13 protein-coding genes are annotated in these 16,953 nt (G+C 70.1%); 7 read left to right on the forward strand and 6 right to left on the reverse strand.

What is annotated here, in order from left to right:
* Nucleotides 1-1,167, forward strand: a 1,167-nt coding sequence (locus IMZ11_RS31650) for a sensor histidine kinase (protein ID WP_228646085.1), incomplete at its 5' end; no start/stop codon positions are given.
* On the forward strand, nucleotides 1,164-1,835 hold the full coding sequence (locus IMZ11_RS31655) for a response regulator transcription factor (RefSeq protein WP_061252764.1): 672 nt from the start codon (nucleotides 1,164-1,166) through the stop codon (nucleotides 1,833-1,835). The genes IMZ11_RS31650 and IMZ11_RS31655, both read left to right, overlap by 4 nt.
* Before the next feature lie 179 nt (nucleotides 1,836-2,014).
* Here the strand turns inward: IMZ11_RS31655 and IMZ11_RS31660 are convergent, their stop codons facing one another.
* Nucleotides 2,015-2,488, reverse strand: coding sequence for a GbsR/MarR family transcriptional regulator (locus IMZ11_RS31660; RefSeq protein ID WP_228646086.1), 474 nt, complete (start codon nucleotides 2,486-2,488; stop codon nucleotides 2,015-2,017).
* Between the two features lie 206 nt (nucleotides 2,489-2,694).
* Here IMZ11_RS31660 and IMZ11_RS31665 point away from each other — a divergent pair, with 206 nt between their 5' ends.
* From IMZ11_RS31665 to IMZ11_RS31675, 3 genes are all read left to right on the forward strand, one after another.
* Nucleotides 2,695-4,365 (forward strand): CocE/NonD family hydrolase, encoded by a 1,671-nt coding sequence (locus IMZ11_RS31665; RefSeq protein WP_228646087.1) that lies wholly within the window; start codon nucleotides 2,695-2,697, stop codon nucleotides 4,363-4,365.
* Between the two features lie 371 nt (nucleotides 4,366-4,736).
* On the forward strand, nucleotides 4,737-5,936 hold the full coding sequence (gene fxlM / locus IMZ11_RS31670; RefSeq protein ID WP_228646088.1) for a methyltransferase, FxLD system: 1,200 nt from the start codon (nucleotides 4,737-4,739) through the stop codon (nucleotides 5,934-5,936).
* Between the two features lie 777 nt (nucleotides 5,937-6,713).
* The gene (locus tag IMZ11_RS31675; protein ID WP_228646089.1) at nucleotides 6,714-8,102 is read left to right on the forward strand and encodes a hypothetical protein; all 1,389 of its coding nucleotides are present in this window, start codon (nucleotides 6,714-6,716) and stop codon (nucleotides 8,100-8,102) included.
* A 160-nt stretch (nucleotides 8,103-8,262) separates the two neighbouring features.
* Here the strand turns inward: IMZ11_RS31675 and IMZ11_RS31680 are convergent, their stop codons facing one another.
* Nucleotides 8,263-9,150, reverse strand: coding sequence for a glycoside hydrolase family 16 protein (locus IMZ11_RS31680; protein WP_228646090.1), 888 nt, complete (start codon nucleotides 9,148-9,150; stop codon nucleotides 8,263-8,265).
* Nucleotides 9,151-9,361: 211 nt separating this feature from the next.
* Here IMZ11_RS31680 and IMZ11_RS31685 point away from each other — a divergent pair, with 211 nt between their 5' ends.
* Nucleotides 9,362-9,967, forward strand: a complete 606-nt coding sequence (locus tag IMZ11_RS31685) for an ABATE domain-containing protein (RefSeq protein WP_228646091.1) — start codon at nucleotides 9,362-9,364, stop codon at nucleotides 9,965-9,967.
* A gap of 128 nt (nucleotides 9,968-10,095) precedes the next feature.
* A complete protein-coding gene (locus IMZ11_RS31690; protein WP_228646092.1) occupies nucleotides 10,096-10,575 on the forward strand; it encodes an OsmC family protein in 480 nt (159 codons plus the stop codon).
* Nucleotides 10,576-10,590: 15 nt separating this feature from the next.
* On the opposite strand, the gene IMZ11_RS31695 is transcribed toward IMZ11_RS31690, so the two are convergent.
* Genes IMZ11_RS31695 through IMZ11_RS31710 form a run of 4 tightly spaced genes read right to left on the reverse strand, consistent with a single transcriptional unit; the run spans nucleotide 10,591 to nucleotide 16,904 of the window.
* Nucleotides 10,591-11,388: a thioesterase II family protein gene (locus tag IMZ11_RS31695; protein WP_228646093.1), complete on the reverse strand. Its 798-nt coding sequence runs from the start codon at nucleotides 11,386-11,388 to the stop codon at nucleotides 10,591-10,593.
* A 1-nt stretch (nucleotide 11,389) separates the two neighbouring features.
* The gene (locus tag IMZ11_RS31700; protein WP_228646094.1) at nucleotides 11,390-12,271 is read right to left on the reverse strand and encodes an alpha/beta fold hydrolase; all 882 of its coding nucleotides are present in this window, start codon (nucleotides 12,269-12,271) and stop codon (nucleotides 11,390-11,392) included.
* A gap of 30 nt (nucleotides 12,272-12,301) precedes the next feature.
* Nucleotides 12,302-15,562 carry a non-ribosomal peptide synthetase gene (locus tag IMZ11_RS31705; RefSeq protein ID WP_228646095.1) on the reverse strand — a complete coding sequence of 1,087 codons (3,261 nt, stop codon included), beginning with the start codon at nucleotides 15,560-15,562 and terminating at the stop codon, nucleotides 12,302-12,304.
* Nucleotides 15,563-15,587: 25 nt separating this feature from the next.
* Entirely contained in the window at nucleotides 15,588-16,904 is a 1,317-nt protein-coding gene (locus IMZ11_RS31710; protein ID WP_228646096.1) for an MFS transporter, read from the reverse strand.
* Nucleotides 16,905-16,953 lie beyond the last annotated feature (49 nt).

A 16,953-nucleotide genomic window follows, 5' to 3' on the forward strand; every position in this document is an offset into this window, starting at 1 on the left:
TCCCCGCACACACCGCCGTCCCCGCCCACACCGCCGGTTCCCGTTCCCCCGATCGGCTCCCTACCACCTCCTCACGTCCTGTCCGACGGCTTGTCCCCAGGCGACGCGCCGGCCCAGCCCCTGCCCTACGATCCGCCCGCGTTCCTTGTCGCGCTGACGGCGTTGCCGCTGGCGGCGCGGCGCCGCTACCCGCTCATCACCTTCTGGGTGGTGCTGGCCGCGGCGCTGGCCACACACGCCGCTGCCACCTGGATCACCGTGCTGACCTGTGCCATCGCCGCGTACGGGGCCGTCGCCCACAGCCGCAACCGGTTCCTGGCGATGGGTGGCCTCGTGCTCGCGGCCGTACTCGCCAGCGGCGCCTTCCGCGACGTCGCGCCCGCGCTGCCGAATTGGATGGGCCCGTTCGTCGTCCTGCTGGGCGTCGGCGTCTTCGGGAGCTTCGTCCGTTTCTGGCGGCGACGGCTGGGAGCCAGCCGGCATCGGCTCGCCGAGCTGCAGCAGGCGCAGGCGAACGCCATGCTCAGGGCCGTCGCGGAGGAGCGCTCCCGGATCGCCGCCGAACTCCACGATGTGGTGACCCACAATGTCAGCGTGATGGTGATCCAGGCCGGCGCGGCCCGCAAGGTCATGGACGTGGAGCCGGAGCAGTCGAAGCAGGCCCTGCTCGCGATCGAGTCCGGCGGCCGGGCCGCCATGGCCGAACTGCGCCATGTCATGGGCCTGCTCGCCGGCCCGGGCGGCGAGCGTCTCGACGGGCCGTCCGACGGGTTAGAACCCCAACCCGGGCTCGACCGGCTCGACGCCCTGGTGGACCGGGTCCGGGCCGCCGGCGTGCCGGTGAGCGTCGAGGTGTCGCCGCCCGGGCCGCTGCCTCCCGGGGTCGAGCTCGCCGCCTACCGCGTCGTGCAGGAGGCCCTCACCAACACGATCAAGCACGCGGCCGGGGCCGCCGCGTTCGTGACGATCGGTCATGACGGCGACTGGCTGGAGATCGAGGTGACCGACACCGGCGGGGCGCGGGGCGCCGGCCCGCGGCCCGGCGGCGGCAGGGGGCTGATCGGGTTGCGTGAGCGACTCGCCGTCTACGGCGGGACTCTGGACGCGGAGCGGACGGCCGGGGGCGGATTCCGGATCAAGGCCCGCGTCCCGTGGAGGACGACATGACCGAGCGGTTGCGCGCCGTCATCGCCGACGACCAGGCGCTGGTACGCACGGGATTCCGCATGATCCTCGCCGCCGACGGCATCGACGTGGCGGCCGAGGCCGCCAACGGGGACGAAGCCATCGCCGCGGTCCGCCGTACCAGGCCCGACGTCGTGCTCATGGACATCCGGATGCCGCAGATGGACGGCCTCGAAGCCACCCGGCGGATCCTCGCGGGCGGCGCCGAGGACACCCGCGTGCTGATCCTGACCACCTACGACCTCGACCACTACGTGTACGCCGCGCTCGCCGCGGGGGCGAGCGGGTTCCTGCTCAAGGACGTCTCACCCGAGCACCTGGTGGCCGCGGTACGCCTGGTGCGCTCCGGCGACGCCCTGCTCGCGCCCACCATCACTCGCCGCCTGGTCGAGCGTTTCGCCCGCCGCGACAACGTGCGGCCCACCCTCCACCGCGATCTGGCTGAGCTGACGCCTCGCGAACTGGACGTGCTGCGCCTGCTCGCCACCGGCCTGAGCAACGCGGAACTCGCCGACCGGCTGACCCTGAGCGTGGCCACGGTGAAGACCCACGTCGCCAGCATCCTGTCCAAACTGGGCCTGCGCGACCGTGTCCAAGCCGTGGTGGTCGCGTACGAGACCGGCCTGATTTCGCCCGGCGGCACCGGCTGACCTTCGTTGGCGACATCCTCGAGACCGGCACCCAGTCCTACCGGCTCACACAAACCAAGGCACGTGCCGAGGCGCACGTCGGCTGAAGACCGTCCAGCGCCCGCTTTCGCTTGATCACGGTGGAACGGGCGCTGTCATCTCTCGCCGACATTTCGTCCGTTGTCGATCTTCAACGCGGTTCACCGTGTTCGCGGTGCCGCCTTGCGCTCATGCCAGCGGCGCATCATCGCGCGGGTCTCGTCCCTGAGGAACTGGATGAGCTCGAGCGTCTCGTTCAGCCGGTCGGCCGCTGGTGAGTCACCCAGGATGGCGATGCCTTCTCGCAGGTCGGCCTCGCCTCTTTCGAGGAACGGGTTCGCGAGGAACGTGGACTCGTACCACGCGCCGTCCACGACATAGGCGTGGCGGCGCGTTCCCGGGTCCCGTTCTGTGCGGATAAGGCGGATCTGGACCAGGTAACGGACGGCGCCCGAGACCCCGCCGGTGCTGGCGTGCAGCCATTCCGCGAGTTCGGCCGCGGTCATCCGCCCGCTCTCGCTGGCCAGGAGCGTCGCGAAGACGCGGGCGGCGAGGCGCGGGAAGCCGGCATCAGCGAGGGTGGAGGCGAAGCGCTCGACGAATTTGCCGAGCTCGTCCATCTCGTCTTCGCGCACGGCGCTCCCTTCAGTCATCTCGTCACAAGGGTACCGCGGTAACACGAATTTTCAGTATTTATTGAAAGTTCGTGTTACTGTCTGGCAGACGGCGCACAAGGGACGCCACTCGGCGGCAGATGGGACCCGGGTCGAGCGTCCGCGGGCCGATGCGGGCGACGGGAGACGCGCATCGGCAGGCACGTGTTGTGATGCAGGGGAGAGAGATGCACCAACGAGCCAAGGATCGGACGCTCGGGCAACGGCTCGCCGACCTGCTGTGGACGAAGTACGCTCGGCTGCCCGCTTCGACGAGCGACTACAGCGTGACCCACAACGTGCGGATCCCGATGAGAGACGGCGTCGAACTGTTGGCGGATCTCTTGGAGCCGAAGGGACCGGCGTCGGGAACGATTCTCGTCAGCTCCCCTTACGGCTACAACGTGATGGGGTCGGCCATAACCGGCGGAATGTTCGCCTGCCGCGGTTATCGGGTCGTGCTGGTCCGATGGCGGGGCACGTTCGGATCGGGGGGAACCTTCGAACCGCACATGCGGGAAGCCGACGATGCGGCCGACGTCGTCGCTTGGATGCGCGAGCAGCCGTGGTTCGACGGGCGCTTCGCCACGCACGGCTTTTCATCTGTCGGCTTCGCCGCGTGGGCGTTGCTGATGGATTCGCCTCCAGAGCTGGCCACCGCGGTCATCGCGTGCGCGCCGCACAACTTCGGCGCATTCGTCTACACCGGCGGGGCGTTTTTGCTCAGCACCGTGTTCGAATGGGCGTTCGCCACGACCAAGCAGGAGCAGCCAATCCCGTCTCGCATCTTTGCGGTTCTCTCTTCCCGGGGCCGTATCAAGAAGGCCCTGGCAGCGCTTCCGCTGGCCGACGCCGCCGAGAAGCTGATGGACGGGAAGGCGCCCTGGTACCGCGAGTGGGTCAGTCGGCGGGATCTGGGCGACCCATGGTGGAAGCGCGCCGACCTGACGGAAGCACTGGATCGGGTGCACGTCCCCGTGTTGATTCAGGGCGGCTGGCAGGATGGCTTTCTTCGCCAGACGCTGACGGGATACGCGCGGCTGGCCGAGCGGGGCGTCCATGTCGGACTCACCATGGGCCCGTGGACGCATGCTCAGGGGGGCGCCGAGGGTGCCCGCGTCCTGCTTCCCGAAACCCTCGCTTGGTTCGACGAGCATCTGGCCAGATCAAGCGACCGGCACCGCGCCACGCCGGTCAAGGTGTTCCTCAGCGGCCCTGACGAGGGGTGGCGCGACCTTCCGGCCTGGCCGCCGGCGACGGTCGAGCAGATCCTGTATCCCCGCTCCGGCGAACTCCTGGCCGCTCAACCGGCCGACGTGGGAGAAGTGAGCGAGTTCACGTACGATCCCGCCCAGCCGACTCCCACGTACGGTGGCGCGTTCGTCACGCAAGTATCCCCGGGAGTGACCGCGGGCTACACGGATGACAGCGCGCTCGCCTCGCGTTCCGATGTGCTGGCATTCACGTCAAGCCCGTTGACCACGGAGCTCGAGGTTGTCGGCAGCCCAGTCGTGGAACTGGGCCACAGCTCCGACAACCCCTTCGCCGACCTGTTCGTTCGCGTGTCGGAAGTAGATGCCCAAGGCCGCTCACGCAACGTCAGCGACGGGTTCGTCCGACTCGACCCTTCAGCACCCCAGGGCCTGATTCGTATGGAGCTCGACGCCGTAGCGCACCGGTTCGCGCGGAACAGCCGGATTCGGCTGGTCATCGCGGGCGGGTCGCATCCGCGCTGGGAACGGAACCTGGGAACAGGCGACGACCCGGCCACCTCAACCAGGATGCTGCCGTCACGCCGGACGATCGACCTGTCGATCTCACGGGTTGTGGTTCCCGTCACCCAATCGCCCGAGGCGTGAAGAGCATCCCAGTTCCACCTGCGTCCTGTGGAGGGCATCGACTGGATACGGCGGGCTGCACGGCAGGGCATATCGACGTCCGCGGCGAAGTAAGCGAGAGCGACGTGCCCTTGCTTACCAACTGGCCCTCCTGCTCTCTGGCAGCCCTCCAGCATGAGGTCCCCGGACCTGCCGTCCCACCCGAGGTTGGTCCCGGAGGCCTGTCAGACCAAGCACTCCAGCCCCGAAATAGACATTTGTTTCCGTTCGACCTTACGGGCGAAAGCATGCGGGAAGGTGAAGTATAGATTTCAGATCTGGACAACCAAACAAGTAGACCGATTTCAATTATTCTTCCAGCGCGCCGTGCCATTAAGGCGTAGTCTGCGATTATGGACATCGATACGCCTATTGCCCTCGAACTCCGCAACGCGATGGCTGATCGGCTGCGCGAGTCCGGGGTCATCACAGACGCGCGAGTTGAGAACGCGATGCGTCGCGTTCCTCGGCATCTATTCATTCCACCGGCCTATTTTCAGCGGGCCTACACCGGCGAGTCGGTGGTCACCCATCGGGATGAGCAAGGGGTAGCCACCAGCTCCGCGTCAGAGGCAGGCATCGTCGCGGCCATGCTGCAACAGCTGGACGTCCAGCCAGGCCATCGCATCCTGGAGATCGGCGCAGGAACCGGATACAACGCCGCACTACTCGCCCACATGACCGGGCCGGCGGGGACGGTGACCAGCATCGATATCGATGCGCAGATCGCGCGGGAGGCAGCGGAAAACCTGGCAGCCACCGGATACGACACGGTGAGAGTAGTGTGCGGGGACGGCGACCTCGGCGACGTCACGTCCGCGCCCTTCGATCGGATCATCGTCACAGCCGGGGCCTGGGACCTGCCTCACGCGTGGCAAGAGCAGCTCGCACCGGGCGGCGTGCTGGTGGTGCCGCTGCGCATGCGCGGCCTGACCCGCTCCATCGCGCTGCAGTGGGAGGGCGATCGGTGGCGCAGCAGGTCAATGTTCGAGTGCGGGTTCATGCCGATCCGCGGCCTCGGCGGTGTCGCCGAGAGAAACGTCCAGCTCGGAGACGACTCCGGCGTCTTCATTCGCACCGATGAGGGCCGGGAGGCCGATCCGGAGGCGCTCGGCACCGCCCTCAAGCACCCGCCGACTGTGCGGTGGACGGGCGCGATCACCCGCAACGCCAAGCACGTCGACCTGTGGTTGTCACACTTGGATGGATTCTGCCGGATGATCGCGACGGCGCCGGCGTTGGAGCGCGGGCTGGTCAGGCCGATCTACCCCTGGGGCAGCATGGCAGTGGTCACCGGCAACAGCTTCGCCTACCTGCTACAACGCCCATCCGGCACTGACGATCTCATCGAGCTGGGGGTGTGCGCGTACGGCCCCGACAGCGACGAACTCGCCGCAGTGGTCGCGGAGCGCGTGACGGCCTGGCGGCACGCCCAATCGTCACTGTCTGATCTGTGGGTCGAGGTCTACCCCGCCGGCGTCGCGAACATCCCAGAAGGCGTACTGAATATCGCCAAGCGCAACACGCACGTGGTGATCCGATCCGACTCCTGAAACGGAAATCACCACCAGCCACACTTAGCGCGAAGAGAAATCCGCCATGTTCAAACAAAGTGAAGTCAACGCCTGAAAGACTCATGCTTTTCTGGTCTAATTCCTGCAACATTTCGCCGCGTCGACGCAATGTCAGCGCCATGAAAAACACCCCGGTTACCGACGCATTTGCCGACCTGTTCACGCTCGACCCGTCCATCAACGGCCGTGCTGCCTTACGCGATCGTGCCGTACAGGCTGGCGCCGCCTTTGTCGCTGGGCTTCGGCCCCGTTCACGCCGTACGACCGGGTCCTCCTCGCGGGGCTGCTCCACCAGCTACCGATGGGGAAGCTGCGGCACCTCACATCGCTGTCCGCCCGAGATCGTCCTGGACCTCCACCATCTGGACGCGCTGGGCCTGCCAGACCCGAGATCGAAGCGGTCCTCAAGGCGGACGATGAAGCGATCGAGGAGTTCCGGAACGCATTGCGGCGCATCCTGGCCCACGGCCGCGCCGACGTGCGCCCGAGCGTTGTTCACCTTTGATGCGCGGAACCTGCTGTGCCCGATTGAAGCCGCACGCGCTGCTTGTCCGGCCCGGTAGGGTTCTTGATCATTCGGGATGATGCGTAGAAGGGCGGGCCGCCGTGCTCTCCGTGTCGACTCTCGGGCCGCGGCGGCGTCATCCGGTGTTCTGGTGGTGGCTGGCGGCCTCGTACGCGTTATGGGCGATCATCTGGGAGGTGCTGACGCCCCCGCGGCGAGTCACGTGTGTCGGGCCACCGATCCTGCACCCGGTGGGTCCCGTCCGCCGCACGGCCGCCGAAGTGGCCGAGGCGGCCGCGGGCGTGCTGTATCTGGCGGGGCCGTTCCTCCTGGCGATGATCGCCCTGTTCGTGGCCAGGCGCGACAATGCCCGCGTCCACCTGATGGCCGCGGCTCTCGGATTCGGGCTCGTCGCGTTGCCCGAGGCACTGGCGGTCGCCGCGGAGGTGCTCAGCCCGCCGGCGGAGCCGCCGCCCGGCTGTCTGCCGGATCCGGCGCCGTTCCGGGCTCTGCCGGTGGTCCTGGCCTGGGCGGTCTCGCCACTGACGATGATCCTGTTCGCGGGCGTCGCCGGGACGCGCGCGCGCCCGGACCGGGGATCCGTGCTGCGGCTGGTCGTGGCGCTCGGGGTGATCGCGCTCGTCGTGCAGGCCGTACGGATTCTGCCGGAGCGACTGGCGGCGCCACCGGTCTCGGACGACGGCACCCCCCGGTACGCGCTGCTCGCCGGCGGCTATCTGGAGACGGTGAACCTGGATACGGGCCGCGTCGCCCATGAGTACATGCCGTACCTCGGCAGGCGCGTGACCCAGATCACGGCAGTGGCCGCCACCCGGGAGCCGGGTGAGTACGTAGTGAGCGTGATCCTGCGGCAGGGCCAGGACACCTGGTCGCCACGCGGCTTCGTTTCGCGCGTCCACCGCCTGACGGTGGACGCCGACGGCCAGGCGAAGCTGGGCAAGGCGCTGTCGGGCCGGCTGAACGGGAGCGTCGACCGGATCGCGGTGTCGCCCGAGGGGCGCATCGCCTACAGCCGCCGGACCGAGGACCGCGATCACAACCGGACCACCTACGTCGGCGTCCTCGGCCCCAACGTCGAATGGCGGGCGGCCGCGTACGGGTTCTATTGGAGGGACGCCCAGACTCTGGTACTTCCCGACGACATCCACTTCACCGGGGTCACGTATCCGCCGAAGCCGGAGTTGGTGAAAGCCTGGGAGGGCGCCCTTGACGTGCGGCTGCCCGCGCCGGACCCGCCGACAGCGGCGATGCTTGTCCGGGCGCCCCGCGACAACGGCAGCCACACTCTCCCTCATCCGCTGCCGGACGGGCGGACCCTGCGGGTGCGCCAGGGCAGCTACGAGCAGCCGTCCGAGCTGCTCCTCTACGAGGGGGACCGGATGGCGGCCACAGTGCTCACCCTGAGCTGCGGCGAGATCGTGTCGATGGCGCTGGACCGATCCGGCCGGCATCTCCTGGTCGGCAAGGACAACGAGAACGATTCAGGGGCAGGCAACAGACCGTGTGGGGGCAAGAACCACGAGCTGCTCCGCGTCGGCCTCACCCCGACGGGCGCCGGTGCCTTCCCCCACAAGGTCGTCTGGCGGGGCGACACCTATGTCGGCGGACTCACCTGGTGACCGACGATGTCCGAGGAGGACGCCACCCTGTTCGCCGCGATGCGGGCCGGGGCGCGCGGCTACCTGTTGAATGGGGCGAACCAGCCCGAGATCGGTCGCGCGATCACCGCGGTCGCCGATGGTGAGGTGATCTCCGAGCCCGCGACGCCGGCCTCGGCCGCTAGTAATGCTTTGTCAGGCCGGTGCCGGCCCGCCCATTCGTGCGTTCGGACGGGCCGTCGCACCCGGCCGCGGGACGGTAGCCCCGGACATAGTCGATCGTGAACTCCCTTGGATACGGCCGCTCGCGGGCCGGCCCCGGACCCGTGCGGGGGAACTCGTAGATGCCGAGCATGAGCTGCATCGGGTAGCGCGGCGACTGGTGAACGGTCCTGACGCGCTCACCGTCGATGAGGAAGGTCACCCGCTCAGGTGTCCACTCGGCCGCGTACACGTGGAAGTCGCGAGCGTCGATGGGCACGGATTCCACGGTGAATTCGTCGGTGATGTCCGGGTCGCCGAAGGGATGCAGGCCCATGCCGATGCGCGCGCCGTCCGGCCGGACGTCCCGGCCGAAGATCTCGCAGACGCAGATCTCGGCCGAGCGTTCCGGCTCGTCCTCGTAGCCGATCATCCACAGCGCGACCATGGCGCGGGGGTCGTCGGTCGCCTTGGCCCGCATCTCGATCAGGCCGTACCGGGGGGTGTAGAGCCTGACGTCGGCCTGCGCCTCGCGGACGACCATGCCGGGCCGCCGCCCGTGCTGCCCGATGCCGCTGCCCACGGGTCCGGCGAAGACACCGGTCTGCAGGGAGGAGACGCGGAGCTCCCCCTCCACCTCGGGACACCACGGCGGCTGGTCCTCCTCGATCAGGAGTCGCAGTACGCCGCCGCCGACCCGATGGCGGGCGAGGGATGCCGCTCCGCCGGCCCACTGGGGCAGATAGCGGGGCACCCATCGGTTCTCGTCGAGGCGATCGCCGTCGAAGACGTCCTCGAACTCCAGCTCGTAGCCGTTCTTGGTGACCGGGTCGGGCGTACCGTGCCCGCCGTCTGCGCGACGCGTCACGATCGTGTGATCGCGCGGCCCAGACCGCGCGCCGCGCCGGTGACGAGGGTGACCCGCCGGGCCACGGTGAAGTGGGGAAACGATGCCACGGAACCTCCTGTCGATGCCGGAAACTCGCACCAGGCGTCATTACCGTAATGATTTTGCTCATGACATGTCCAGTGCCGTCGGCACAGCGCCGCCCCGCCGTCGAGCCCCGTAGGCTGCCACCGTGACCACCGTGACCGGCGCGGCGCCGAGCGGCAGCCCGCTGACGCCCTCCCCGGCCGCCGAGATGGTGCTGGCCTTCGTCAACACCCGGGCGCTGCGGGGTGAACGGGAGCGCCTGGCGGACACCGAGTCCTTCCGCGCCTGGCTGGTCGCCACCGGGCCGGTGGACTCCGGCGTCCGCGTCACCGCGGCCGACCTCGCGGCGGCACGCGAGCTGCGCGAGGCTCTGATCGGCGTCCTGCTCTCGCACGCCGGCGCCCCGGTCCGCGACGAGGACATCGACCGCCTGCGGCGCTTCGGAGAGCTGCACCCGGTCCGTCCCGTCGTCGGCGCCTTCGACGCCGCATTGCACCCGGCCGCCGGAGGCGCCGCGGGCGCCTTCGCCCGGGTGCTCGCGGCCGCCGCGGAGCTGGCCCTGCGCGGGACCTGGAGCCGGGTGAAGGCGTGCCGCAACCCGCCCTGCGGGCTCGGCTACTACGACCGCTCGCGCAACCAGGCCGCGGTGTACTGCGACGCCCGCACGTGCGGCGCCCAGATGGCGACGCGGGCATACCGGGCCAGGACCAAAGCGGACTCGAATCCGCGGGTTCAGGGTTCGAATCCCTGACACCCCCACCACTCCGTATCCCATCCGACCGGGGATCTCTCGATCAGCCGAGGATTCCGGTCCGCGACACCGGGCGACGTGCGATGATGAGCCGAAGATCTTCACCGGGCCGGGGAGGTTGACCACCTGTGGCGCGACCGCACACCTACGAGACGATCGTGACCTGGACCGGCGATCACGGCACCGGCACCAGCGGCCCCCGCGACTACAGCCCCGACGTCGAGATCGCGGCCGACGGCCCGGACGTCATCACGGGCAGCTCCGACCCCGCGTTCGGCGGCGACCCGGCCCGATGGAACCCCGAACAGCTCCTCGTCGCGTCGCTGTCGCAGTGCCATCTGCTGTGGTACCTGTTCCTGTGCGCCCGCGCGGGTGTCGTCGTCACCTCCTACCTCGACCGGGCGACCGGCGACATGACCGCCCATGCCGACGGGGGACACTTCACCGAGGTCGTGTTGCGCCCGCAGGTCACGGTGGCCGATTCCGCCATGACCGAGGAGGCCGTCCGGCTGCACGCCGAAGCGCACCGGAACTGCTACATCGCCAAATCGGTCGCCTTTCCGGTCCGGTGCGAGCCGGTCGTCAGCGCCGCCGCGCTGATGATCTGACCGGCGCGACACCGGTCAGATCATCAGCTCGGAGTGGCCGGGCGAGACCGGCGCGGCGACCTCCCGGGCGACCAGCTCCCGCAGGACGTCGGTGACCGCCCGGGGGCGGTTCTCGAAGTAGAAGTGACCGCCCGGCGACCAAAGCCGACGCACCGGCTGTACGGATTCCACATCCCACGGACCGAGACCGGCCGCCTTGATGTGCGGGTCGTCGAGCCCGTTGAGCAGCGAGATGCCCACCGGTAACGGGGCGGCGGGACGGTAGCGGTACCGCGCCACCAGGCGGAAGTCGGCCTGCATCACCGGCAGCAGCAGGTGGTGCAGCTCCTCGTTGGCCAGGATCTCCGGCGGGAGACCGCCGAAGAATCCGGCGGCCTCGGCGAACGCGCGCCCCTCCAGCGCGGCGGCCTCGACGACCCGGGCCGACGGCAGCAGGGACGGCGCCGACGCTGCGGACGCGACGAGATGCCGCAGCTCGGCCGCCCCGGCCAGGCGCCGGGCCACCTCGAAGGCCACCAGCGCGCCCAGGCTGTGCCCGAACAGGACGAACGGCCGCCCCGCGCTCGCCTCGGTGATCGCCGCGGCGGCGCCGTCGGCGTACTCGCCGACGTCTGCGGGTGGCGGCTCCTCATACCGGTGTGCGCGGCCCGGCATGACCACGCCGGTGACCCGCGCCGCCCCGTCCAGCTCCGCCTGCCAGCGCAGGAACGTCCGGACGTTGCCGCCCGCGTGGGCGAAGCAGTAGACGCGGGGCAGGTCGTCCGCACCTTCGCCGTCGGCGACGAACCAGCTTCCACGGTGACCGGCGGGCATCTCATCCTCCAAAGACGTCGACGGGGCGTCCCCACTCCGCCTCGGCGGAGCGGACGAGCCGGGCGATCTCGGTGACGGCCGGGGGGCGCAGGCAGGCGTGGTGCCCTGCCCCGGTGTACAGGGTGCGCACCCGACCGCGGAACATCCCCGCCCATTCGGGCACCGAGTCGGGGGTGTCGGCGGCACCGACCAGGACGGCGTCGGCACCGACCGGCGCGGCCGGCTGGTAGCCCGCGAGCGCGGAGATGTGCGCGACGAAGACGGCATACCGGCGGTCGAGCTCCTCACGCACCACGGCGCGGTCGTCGCCGTCCGCGGTCAGGGCATCGGCGAGCCGGTCGAGCTGCACCTCGACCGGCTCGCCGGGGTCCGCGGCCGCCCCGCGGCCATCCGGCATGACCTCGGCGGCGAACAGCGCGGCGAGGCCCTCCTCGTGCTCGGCGTACGACGGGACGGTGCGATAGGGGGCGTCGATGAGCACCACCAGCCCGACGTCCGCGCCGTCGTCTTCGAGCCTCCGGGCGGTCTCGAACGCCAGGACACCGCCCATCGACCACCCGATGAGCCGGTACGGCCCGGCCCGCTGGGCCGCCCGTACGGCGTCGGCGTACCGGCCCGCCATCTCGGCCAGCGACGTCCCGGGCCGGGCGCCCGGCCGCAGCCCGGCCGCCTCCACACCGTAGAGGCGGAACGCGGTGGCGAGTTCGCGGACGAGGGCGGCGTACTCGAACACCGACCCGCCTACAGCGTGCAGCAGGAACGCCGGCGTCGTCCCGCTCGTGGCGAGATCGACGACCGGGCCCGCGGCCGGCGTTGCGGGCCCGTTCCGGCGGCCCTGGCGCAGCCGGGCGGCCAGGGCGGCGCGTTGCGCGTCGGTCAGCATTCGGACTCCTCTCCCCTGCCCGCGTCCCGGCTACTCCAGCCCCTCCAGGCCGGCCAGCCCGTCCTCGCCCAGTTCGACGTCCTCCAGGCCGAACTTGTCCCGCAGCAGCACGGTCAACTGGCCCGGGGTCGGGGCGAGGAAGATGGCGGTGACGTCGGCGTCCACCGCCAGTTCGGTGCGCAGTTTGGCGATCAGGCGCATCGCCTGCAGCGAGTTGCCGCCGAGGTCGAAGAAGCTGTCCTCGACGCTGACCTGCTCGACCTTGAGCAGTGTGGCGTACATGTCGGCGACCACGGTCTCGATGAGCGTGCGCGGGGCGACGAAGGCGGTGGCCGTTCCGGCGGCGTCGGGCTCGGGCAGCGCGGCACGGTCGACCTTGCCGCTGGCGTTGAGCGGGAACTCCTCCAGCATCATGATGTGCGCCGGCACCATGTAGGCGGGCAGCCGCTGGGACAGGTGCTGGCGCAGGTCGGCCACGCTCACCCCGGCTCCGTCCGGATGGAGCCGGGCGTATCCGACGAGCTGCTTGTCGCCGGCGGGGTCGTCGCGGACCACCACCACGGCCTGCGCCACCGCCTCGTGCGCCGCCATCGCCGTCTCGATCTCGCCGAGCTCGACCCGCAGGCCACGGATCTTGACCTGCCCGTCGATACGGCCCAGGAACACGATGTTGCCGTCGGGGCGCCGCCGTACCAGGTCGCCGGTCTTGTACATCCGGGCGCCGGGCACCTCCGCGAACGGGTCCTCGACGAACTTCTCGGCGGTCAGCTCCGGACGGTTGAGGTAGCCGCGCGCCACCCCGGGTCCGCCGAGGTGCAGCTCCCCCGCGACGCCGACCGACACAGGGTTCAGGTGCGTGTCGAGGACATAGGCCAGGTAGTTCGGCTTGGGCATGCCGATCGGCGGCGGCGAGATGTCGTCCGGCCGCAGCTCCATCATGGTGGCGCCGATGGTGACCTCGGTCGGGCCGTACCCGTTGCACATGCGCAGTCCGGGCCGCAGCCACGTGCGTACGAGCTCGGAGGAGAGCTCCTCGCCCGCGGAGATCAGCACCCGCTGGTCGGGGAACTCCTCGCCGGTCAGCAGGTTGAGCACCGCCGGCGGGAGACAGGCGAACGTCACCCGGTGCCGGCGCATCAGCTCGGCCAGCCGGGGTGGGGACAGCAGGGTCTGCCGGTCCCCGAACACGGCCGCACCGCCGGAGCACACCGCGAGGAACATGTCCATCGCGGACACGTCGAAGTTGAGCGACGCGAACTGCAGGAACCGGTCGTGTTCGGTCAGCGGCCAGTGCGCCACCATGCCCTGCACGAAGTTGACCACGTTGCGGTGCTCGACGATGACCCCCTTGGGGCGGCCGGTGGAGCCCGACGTGTAGATCGCGTACGCCGCGTCGGACGGCTGGACGGGCACGCCGAGGTCGGCCGCGCCGTCGGCGTCGGCGTCGAGCGGCCAGTCACGCTCCGGCACGACGGCCGTGGCGCCCAGCTCGCGCATGGGCTCCTCGCCGTCGGCGTCGGCGAGCACCACGGTGACCGCCGCGTCCTCGAGCATGAAGCGCAGCCGGTCCTGCGGATACTCGGGGTCGAGCGGAACGTAGGCGCCACCGGACTTGAGGATGCCGAGAATGCCCACGAGCCGTTCCAGCGACGGCCGCATGTGCACGCCGACCAGCGTCTCCGGCTCCACGCCGAGCTCACGCAGGTGCCGGGCGGCCCGGTTGGCGCGGGCGTTCAGCTCGGCGTAGCTCAGCACCTCGTCGCCCATGATGGCGGCCGGCGCGTCGGGCACCCGGGCGACCTGCGCCTCGAACAGCTCGTGCAGGCACATCGTCGGGAACTCCATCGTGTTGGAGTTCCACTCGACCAGCTCGCGGTGCAGGTCCTCCTCGGTCATGACGGGGAGCTGCGACAACCGCCGCGCCGGATCGGCGACCACACCGGCCATCAGCACCCGCAACGACTCCAGCAGACGGCGTACGGTCGCCGCCTCGAACAACGCGGTCGCGTACGCGATCTCCACAACGAGGTCGTCGTGCGCCTGCATGAAGAAGTTGAGGTCGAACTTGGCCGTCGGCGCGTCGACCGCCTCCGGCCGCATGACGGCGCCGCCGGCCGTGATCGGCCCCTCGGGGTCCTCCCCGATGGTGAAGCCGATCTGGAACAGCGGCGCCCGGCTGGCGTCACGCTCCACCCTGAGCGCCTCGACCAGCTTGGGGAACGGCAGGTCCTGGTGCGCGTACGCGGCGAGCGTCGTCTCCTTGACCCGGGCCAGCAGTTCGAGGAAGGTCGGGTCGCCGGACGCGTCGGTGCGGATCGGCAACGTGTTCACCAGGTAGCCGATCAGCGGCGCGAGTTCCGGCCGGCCCCGGTTGGCGCTCGCCGTACCGACGACGATGTCGTCCTGGCCGCTGTAGCGGTGCAGCAGCACCTGGAGCACGGTCAGCAGCGTGACGAACATGGTCGTGCCCTCGCCGCGGGCCAGCGCGCGCAGCCCGTCCAGGACGTCGGCGCCCATCGGCAGCCGGGCCACGTCGCCGTCGAACGACTGGAGCACCGGCCGGGGCCGGTCGGTGGGCATCTGCACCGACCCGACGCCGCGCAGGTTCTCGCTCCAGTAGGAGACCAGCTCGTCGATGCCGCCGCCCTCCAGCCGGTCGCGCTCCCAGATCGCGTAGTCGGCGAACTGGATCGGCATCTCCGGCAGGTCGGCCCGCCGGCCCTCGACCTCCGCGTCGTAGCACTCGGCGAGCTCACGGAAGAACACCGCGGACGACCAGCCGTCGAAGACGCTGTGGTGGACATTGGTCAGCAGGGCGTGCTCCCGCTCGTCCAGCCTGACCAGCCGGATCCGGAACAGCGGCCCCTTGGCCAGGTCGAACGGCAGCAGCCCGTAGGCGACCGCCTCCTCGGCGAAGCGCGCCTCGCGCTCGGCGGGGGCCGCCCCGGACAGGTCGAGCACGGTCCACACCGTCGGCTCCGGCGGGTCGACGACCTGCACCGGCCGCCCCTCGCTGGAGACCAGGCGGGTGCGCAACGTCTCGTGCCTGGCGACCACCGCGTCGACGGCCCGGCCGAGCGCGTCGGCGTCGAGGGGGCCGGTGATCCGGAGGCTGCTGGCGATGTTGTAGGTCGGCAGGCCGGGGGCGAACTGGTCGATGAACCAGAGTTGCTCCTGGCCGTACGACAGCGGCAACTCGGTGAGATCGGGACTGCGCCGCGGAATCGCGGTGGTGCCGCGTCCTTTGCGCAGCCGGGCGGCCAGCGCGGCTCTCTGGGTCTCGCTCAACATCGCAACCTCCTGGGGGTGGGATAGGTCAGGCGGACGCGGTGTCCGGCTCGGGCTCGGGTCGGGGCTCGGTGAACGCCGCGATGTCGTCCACCGGGCCGGTGGGCATCTCGGGCAACCGGAACACGGGTGAGAAGAACGTCCACACGATCGGCGTGGTCAGCAGCACCACCGTGATCACCATCGCGGGGCGCAGGCCGAGGTACTGGCCGAGCGCGCCGCCGAGCAGCGCCCCGAGCGGGATGGTGCCGAACAGGACCATCCGGTAGCTGGCGTTCATCCGGCCGAGCAGCCGGTTCGGGGTCACCACCTGGCGCAGCGTCACCGTGTTCACGTTGTAGATCACGAGCATGTAGCCGGCGAGCGCGTGCGCCACGGTGAGGACCGCGACGGACGCGATGCCGTCGCCCCGGGCGGTGAGGATCAGCAGCGGGGCCAGAGCGGCGGTGAACGTCGCGGCCCGCAGGGTACGGCCGAGGCCGAGCGATCTGGTCACCCGGTTGGCCGTCAGCGCGCCGAACAACGAGCCGAAGGCCCCGATGCCGAGCACCAGGCCCAGTTGTTTGGCGCTGAGCCCGACGGTCCGCACCGTGTACACCACGAAGACGGTGAACATCGCGTTCTGCGCGAGGTTGAAGGTGGCCGACTGGGTGAGCAGGTTGCGCAGCACCGCGCTGCCGTACACCGCCCGCAGGCCCTCGGCGATCCGGTCGCGCAGGGTCATGTTCTCGGCGGGCGGCTCGGGTTCGGGTTCGGTGACCCGCATCGAGCGGATCATCACGACCGAGAACAGGTACGAGACGGCGTTGAGCGTCAGCGTCACCGGGGCGGTGAGCAGGCCGACGAGGAGGCCGCCCAGGCTGGGCCCGGCGATCATCGCGAGCGAGAAGGAGGTCTGCAGCCGGCCGTTGGCGTCGGCGAGCTGCGACCGGTCGACCACATTGGGCACGAACGACAGCGACCCGACGTCGAAGATGACGGTGAGCGTGCCGATCGCGACGGCGACGACGCAGAGCAGCCAGATCGACAGGAAGCCCGAGAGCGCGGCGATCGGCACCAGGGCGATGAACAGCGCGCGGCCCAGGTTGCTCGCGATCAGCACCGGCCGGCGCCGTCGCCGGTCCAGCCAGACACCGGCGAACAGCGACACCACGACGATGGGCCCGTACCGCATCGCGTTGACGACGCCGACCTCGAATGCCGAGGCGCTGAGGCTGAGCACGGCCACCAGCGGCAGCGCGAAGCGCGTCAGCTCCGCGCCCATCAGCGAGACCGTCTCGCCGATCCAGAACTTCAGGAACTCCGGGTCGCGTAACGCGCCTGGAGTCTTCACCACCTCGGACATGCGGCCCTCCGGTGCCGTTGTGTCGGTATTCGGTCTGGTGTCAGGACCC

The sequence above is a fragment of the Microtetraspora sp. AC03309 genome (genome assembly GCF_020826795.1).
Taxonomy (GTDB): Bacteria; Actinomycetota; Actinomycetes; order Streptosporangiales; family Streptosporangiaceae; genus Microtetraspora; species Microtetraspora glauca.

Bases quoted from the DNA above. Each gene is read 5' to 3' on its own strand.
- IMZ11_RS31655 (WP_061252764.1), top strand. From the start codon at position 1,164: ATGACCGAGCGGTTGCGCGCCGTCATCGCCGACGACCAGGCGCTGGTA.
- IMZ11_RS31665 (WP_228646087.1), top strand. From the start codon at position 2,695: ATGCACCAACGAGCCAAGGATCGGACGCTCGGGCAACGGCTCGCCGAC.
- fxlM (WP_228646088.1), top strand. From the start codon at position 4,737: ATGGACATCGATACGCCTATTGCCCTCGAACTCCGCAACGCGATGGCT.
- IMZ11_RS31695 (WP_228646093.1), bottom strand. From the start codon at position 11,388: ATGCCCGCCGGTCACCGTGGAAGCTGGTTCGTCGCCGACGGCGAAGGT.
- IMZ11_RS31700 (WP_228646094.1), bottom strand. From the start codon at position 12,271: ATGCTGACCGACGCGCAACGCGCCGCCCTGGCCGCCCGGCTGCGCCAG.
- IMZ11_RS31705 (WP_228646095.1), bottom strand. From the start codon at position 15,562: ATGTTGAGCGAGACCCAGAGAGCCGCGCTGGCCGCCCGGCTGCGCAAA.
- IMZ11_RS31710 (WP_228646096.1), bottom strand. From the start codon at position 16,904: ATGTCCGAGGTGGTGAAGACTCCAGGCGCGTTACGCGACCCGGAGTTC.